This is a genomic window from Massilimicrobiota sp. SW1139, from assembly GCF_012027715.1.
In the GTDB taxonomy this organism is placed as follows: domain Bacteria; phylum Bacillota_I; class Bacilli_A; order Erysipelotrichales; family Coprobacillaceae; genus Allocoprobacillus; species Allocoprobacillus merdigallinarum.
In genome coordinates, this window is record NZ_SJOR01000038.1 from 1 (window position 1) to 4,071 (window position 4,071).

Here is a 4,071-nt window from a genome sequence, read left to right on the forward strand (position 1 = left end):
ATATATCCGTCTGCTCATTGCCGGTTATGAACCACCATCAAAACCAAAGAAAGATTTTTATGATATGATCAAGCAATTGCGAATGATTGGAAACAATCTTAATCAATTGTGCATCATAGCCAACAAAACTGGAAATATAGACTATCATAAAATGAGATATGCTCTCGATGATCTTCATAAAAATATTGTACAAATCAGAACTGATGTTCTTCTCCCTAGAAAGGCTGTTGATGATGGCAACAACTAAAATATGGCCAGTAAAAAATCATCTTAAACGTGTGCTTGACTATACCAGCAATCCAGAAAAGACTGACGCTCTTGATGACATTGACTTTCAGTTCAATGGACTTTCTCAAAGTATCCATTATACAACTCAGGATATAAAAACTGAAAAGCAGTTATATGTTACTGGAATCAACACTCATCTTTCCACTGCCTTTGAAGATATGGTCCTAACCAAAAAAACATACAGCAAAGAAGATGGCATTCTTGCCTTTCATGGCTATCAGTCATTCAAGCCCGATGAAGTTGATGCTGAAACTGCACATCAGATTGGTATTGAACTTGCCAATATTCTATGGGGAGATCGTTTTGAAGTTCTGGTATCAACGCACATAGATAAGCACCACTATCATAATCATTTTGTCATCAATTCTGTTTCCTTCCGTGATGGCAAACGTTATTACGATAATAAAGCTACCTATAAAAGAATGAGAGAGGTATCGGATGTACTTTGTGAAAAGTATCAGCTTTCAGTCATTGAAGATAAAAGTAGTCACTCTCGTCATTATGCAGAATGGAAAGCAGAAAAAGAAAACCGACCAACAAAACGAAGTCTAGTTGTTGATGATGTTGAATATGCAATTTCTAAATCAACTACTAAAAAACAATTCCTAAACGCATTAAAGGATATGGGATACTCCATTCGTGAAGGAAAATACATTTCACTTAAGCCACAAGGTGGAGAAAGAGCCTTTCGTCTGCATAAGCTAACAAAAGATGGACGCTATGATATGAGCATTATTGAACAGCGTTTATATGAACGTCGCTATGCACAGTTTGAATCACCTGCCCATACAGAACCAAAGAAATACTACTATAAAGGTGATTTAAAAAAAGCAAGGAAACTGACTGGCTTTAAAGCATTATATGTACATTACATGTTTATCCTTGGAGTGATTCCTCATCAAAGACCTGCTCCAAAAGTACATTACTATCTTAAACAAGATTTATTGAAACTGGATCAGATTACTGAGGAGGTTACATTTCTTGCAAAGAAGAATATCAACACTATGGAAGAATTAGAATCCAACCTTGAGAAAACAAATACACAAAAGCGTTCGCTTGAAAATGAACGTAAATGTGTGTATGGAAAAATTAAACGCTGTCGCAATGCAGAATCAAAAACATTACTTCAACAAGACGTTGAAACCATGACAGAGCAAATCAAATCACTACGAAAGGAGGTGGTGCTTTATGAGAGGATAAAAGATCGTTCGCTAAAAATGAAAAGTATTATTAAATCGGTGAACGACAGTCAAAAAGATACAAAAATCAACAAAGAATATAGAAATGTTGACAGATAACTGATAGAATATGAAAAGACCTTTTAAAAATAGGAGGAGAATATGCAATGATATTATTTGTTGATGAAACAGAATGTGAGGATTACTTCATAGTTGCTGGACTGTTGACTGAATCAAAATTAAAGACCGATGTGACTTTTAGAAAGTTTAAAAAGAAGGTAAAAAATTTCCCAATCCCTCCAAAGAAAAAAGAAAAACTGTTTACAGAATTTAAATCAGTTATGTTGGATAAGGAATATCAGAAAATAAAAGTTTGTATGCTAGAACATATTGATTCATTAAATTACTCTATTATTTATAGCGTATATAAAAAAGATGGCAATAAATTTAATCAAGATAGCAAAGAGCGAATCTATTTACAACTTCTAAACAATATCGTTTTAAATATTGATGAACAAATAGATATTATTTTCGACACATTTAATAAAAAAGACTTTGAAGAAAAAATCATCAAATCTTTATCACAGTTACCTAATATTGATTCGATAAAATCACAGGATTCCGAAATAGAATTTGGATTACAATTTATAGATAATATATGCAGTATCATCCGCCTTCATATTGATAAAAAAGAAAGCACACTATATTATCTATTATCCAATTACTATGAAGTCAAATAACACTTTATGTTGACATAACGCAACAATCATGGTATATTTTTCTTAGAAAGAGAGTATACTCTTATAGACATGGTTTTCTGGCCGCTCGAGGCTGGATGTGCAGATTGATGCGGGGCCATGTCTTTTTCTATACAGTTTAATCAATTTTATTTCTAAAGCGATGATTCAATTCATCGCTTTTTTGCATTTCTAAATATCTCCAATCAATTCAAAATTAAAGGAGTGTGAAAACAATGACAACAGGTGGAGAAACTGCCGATCAAATGACACGTATGACTTTACAGGGCATTGAAGTTGCTGCCAATGTTGCACTCAAAGCTGGTGGTATGGCATCTAAATCTTTGGCGGCAACGCTTTATGCTATTTTAACAGACAGAAAAAAGGTCAAGGGAAAGGCCAGGCTTAATTCCATGTTAAAGTCTGGCAAAGAACTCAAAGTCTTTGCCATAAGACATAAGGATTTAAAAACGTTCTGTCAAGAAGCCAAACGTTATGGTGTTTTATATTCCGTGCTCAAAGAAAAAAACAACACTGACGGTATTTGCGATATCATGGTTCGTGCTGAAGATGCTGCGAAGATAAGCAGAATTGTAGATAAATATGAATTAGCAACCATCGATACCAACGCTATTCGAAATTCAATCCTCAACGAAAGACAAAACCCACTGAAAGATGTTCCTATTCTCAATGATAAAGAACATGATGATCTTGTTCATAAGCTAATGGCTTCAACAAAAAACAAGGAACAGAAAAACAGAAAGGAAAACAGTGATATAAACCCGAAGAAAGCTTGGACAGAGAAAACAAAAGACAATCCGTTCGAGCATATCTCAATGCAAGAAAATACTGAACGTCCTTCTGTTCGAGCTAAACTCAATGAATACAAGATGTCGCATAAAAAATCAGGACGTTCAAAACAAAGAAACAAATCAAAAAATAAAAAAACAAAGGAGAGATAAATCATGAACGAACAGAAACAACATAAATGGTCTAAAGAAGAATTTGCTAAGATGATGAATGAAAAAAGACAATCATTATTCAACATGGCAAATGAACAGGTTGAAAAAGCTGTGGAAAGTGCAGATAACTTTTTAACTTATCTTAATCTGAAATCTCAGCTTGATTATACCGTCACTAACACATTACTTGTCATGGCACAAAATCCCAATGCAACACAGCTAAAGGACATCAGTCATTGGCGAGAAGATAACAAGTATATTCGAAAAGGACAAAAAGGTATCCAAATATTAGAACCCGGAGAATATACTCGAAAAGATGGAAGTGCTGGAATCTCTTACAATCCAAAGTTTGTATTTGATATTTCTCAGCTGCAAGGTAAAAATAATCATATTCATTCTCCAGAATATAGCACAAAGGAAATACTAAGTGCCTTGATCTATAAAAAAGATATACTGCCAGAGGTCATCGAACAGGATACAAAGAGTTTTGAACGAGTATATTTTGATCCAGAATCTCAAAAAATTCTTGTCAAAGATGGATTAGATCCCAAAGCAATGATTAATGGCATTATCAGAGAATACTGCATGATTGAATATATGGATATGGGTGGAACCAGAGAAGAAGTATCCTTTCAAGCTGAATGTTCAGCATATATGATTTCAAGAAGATATGGAATTGGTGATTATAACACTATGTTTGTTTCATCTTCAAATGAACATTTCTTTTCCATGAACCCTAAAGAAATCAAGCAGGAACTTGAAAACATCAGTCGTGTTACTGACAGCGTCTCTACAAATATCAAATATGGATTGTATGCTCAACAGGAACAGACAAAACAAAAAGAAGCAGGAGAGCATGAAAGATGAACAAGGAAGAACAGTATGCAATAAAAGTTACTGATATGG

General features: G+C 33.9%; 5 protein-coding genes. All 5 read left to right on the top strand.

Annotation, left to right across the window (positions count from 1 at the left end; genetic code table 11):
- On the top strand, positions 1–247 hold a 247-nt coding region (locus E0K96_RS11920), incomplete at its 5' end, for a plasmid mobilization relaxosome protein MobC (protein ID WP_168083412.1).
- Positions 234–1,586, top strand: coding sequence for a relaxase/mobilization nuclease domain-containing protein (locus tag E0K96_RS11925; protein ID WP_168083414.1), 1,353 nt, complete (start codon positions 234–236; stop codon positions 1,584–1,586). The genes E0K96_RS11920 and E0K96_RS11925, both read left to right, overlap by 14 nt.
- 47 nt (positions 1,587–1,633) lie before the next feature.
- The gene (locus E0K96_RS11930) at positions 1,634–2,206 is read left to right on the top strand and encodes a DUF3800 domain-containing protein (RefSeq protein ID WP_168083416.1); all 573 of its coding nucleotides are present in this window, start codon (positions 1,634–1,636) and stop codon (positions 2,204–2,206) included.
- A 233-nt stretch (positions 2,207–2,439) separates the two neighbouring features.
- A complete protein-coding gene (locus tag E0K96_RS11935) occupies positions 2,440–3,165 on the top strand; it encodes a PcfB family protein (protein ID WP_168083418.1) in 726 nt (241 codons plus the stop codon).
- 3 nt (positions 3,166–3,168) lie between these two features.
- A complete protein-coding gene (locus E0K96_RS11940; protein ID WP_168083420.1) occupies positions 3,169–4,032 on the top strand; it encodes a hypothetical protein in 864 nt (287 codons plus the stop codon).
- The last annotated feature ends 39 nt before the right edge of the window (positions 4,033–4,071 follow it).